This is a genomic window from Microbacterium sp. Bi128 (genome assembly GCF_918698205.1).
In genome coordinates, this window is sequence record NZ_CAKKMM010001187.1 from 1 (window position 1) to 1,599 (window position 1,599).

General features: G+C 71.7%; 1 protein-coding gene and 1 pseudogene. Both read right to left on the bottom strand.

The window, feature by feature from the left end:
• Positions 1 to 133, bottom strand: a pseudogene (locus LQV45_RS31085) (tRNA (adenosine(37)-N6)-threonylcarbamoyltransferase complex ATPase subunit type 1 TsaE); the annotation flags it as partial.
• Positions 130 to 1,350, bottom strand: coding sequence for an alanine racemase (gene alr / locus LQV45_RS31090; RefSeq protein ID WP_230011171.1), 1,221 nt, complete (start codon positions 1,348 to 1,350; stop codon positions 130 to 132). The pseudogene LQV45_RS31085 and the gene alr, both read right to left, overlap by 4 nt.
• Positions 1,351 to 1,599: the final 249 nt, after the last annotated feature.

Sequence of the window (1,599 nt, forward strand, 5' to 3'; positions counted from 1 at the left end):
TGCCGGCACCCAGTTCGCCGGTCAGGACCAGCAGATCGCCGGTTTCCAGCACGGCGCCGAGGGCCGCGGCGAGCGCATGCGTCTGCGCCGCCGTGTGGACCTCAAGGCTCCGTTCCCACGCGGGCGCGCTCACGGCCGCTCTTCGCCGGTGGAGGGCTCTTCGTTCAGGTAGCGGCGCGGCACGCGGGGGCTGATCCTGGTGACGATCTCGTAGTTGTTGGTACCGGCGGCCTTGGCCCAGTCATCTGCCGTGGGTCCGCCGTCGGCGCCGTCGCCAAACAGCACTGCCTCGGCGCCGAGGATGCTCGGGCCTCCGGCCGCCACGTGGCGGGGTCCGAGGTCGATCACCATCTGGTCCATCGCAATGCGACCCACTACCGGATAGTTCACGCCCTCGACCCGGACGGGGCCGCCGGTGGCGATGCGCGGCACGCCGTCGGCGTAGCCCAGCGGGATGAGCCCGAGGGTGCTGACGCCGTCCGTGCGGTAGTTCAGCCCGTAGGAAACGCCCTGCCCGGCGGGCACGTCCTTGCAGTGCGAGACCACCGTGCGGACCGTCATGGCCGGGCGCAGCCCGAGTTCGGCCGGGCTTTGCCCTTCGAAGGGTGACAGCCCGTACAGGCCCAGCCCCACGCGGACCAGGTCAAAGTGGGTGTCCGGCCGGGAGAGGGTGGCCGGGGTGTTGGCGAGGTGTCGGACCTCGGGGTCCACGCCGGCGTCCTGGGCGACGGCGAGGACCTGGCGGAACGCGGCGAGCTGCTCGTCGGTTTCGGGCCGTTCGGGTTCGTCGGCGACGGCCAGGTGGGAGAAGATCCCCACGACCCGGAGCAGGCCCTGGTCCTGGTGTTCCATGGCTTCGCCGACCAGGCTGTCCCAGGAGTCGAGGGTTGCGCCGTTGCGGCCCACCCCGGAGTCGACCTTCAGGTGGACGCGGGCGGGCCGTTCCTGCTCGCGGGCTGCGGCCACGATCCGGTCCAGTTCCCAGCCCGAGCAGCCGATGTCGATTCCTGCGGCCACTGCGGCGGCGAAGTTACTGTCCGGGGTGTGCAGCCAGGCCAGCAGCGGCGCCTCGATCCCGGCGGCGCGCAGGGCGAGGGCCTCGGAGATGTGGGCGACGCCAAGCCAGCTGGCCCCCGCGCCGAGGGCCGCGCGGGCCACCTGGACGGCGCCGTGCCCGTAGGCGTCGGCCTTGACCACGGCCATGACCTGCGCGGGTGAGGCCACCGCTGCGATGCGGCGGACGTTGTGCCGGATGGCGTCGAGATCAATTACGGCTGAGCGCTCCTCAGCGTGGGCCGGCACTGCCGCCGAACCGGGCAGGAGATCGCCTGTTGCTGCTTGGTAAGTCACCTAACGATTCTAGGCGCGGCGCTGCGGGCCGAATAATCGGCCGGGCCCGGCCACCGCTGGACATGCCCATTCCTCCCCGCGGGACATGCCCAATCTTCACGCCCAGGGCCGCGCAGAACGGGTCCATGCCCACGCCCCGGCCCCAGCGGAGGACATGCCCACTGGTGCCACGAATCCGGCCGCACACCCACCCCGGGACATGCCCAATCTTCACACCCAAGGCCGCGCAGAACGGGTCCACGCCCACGC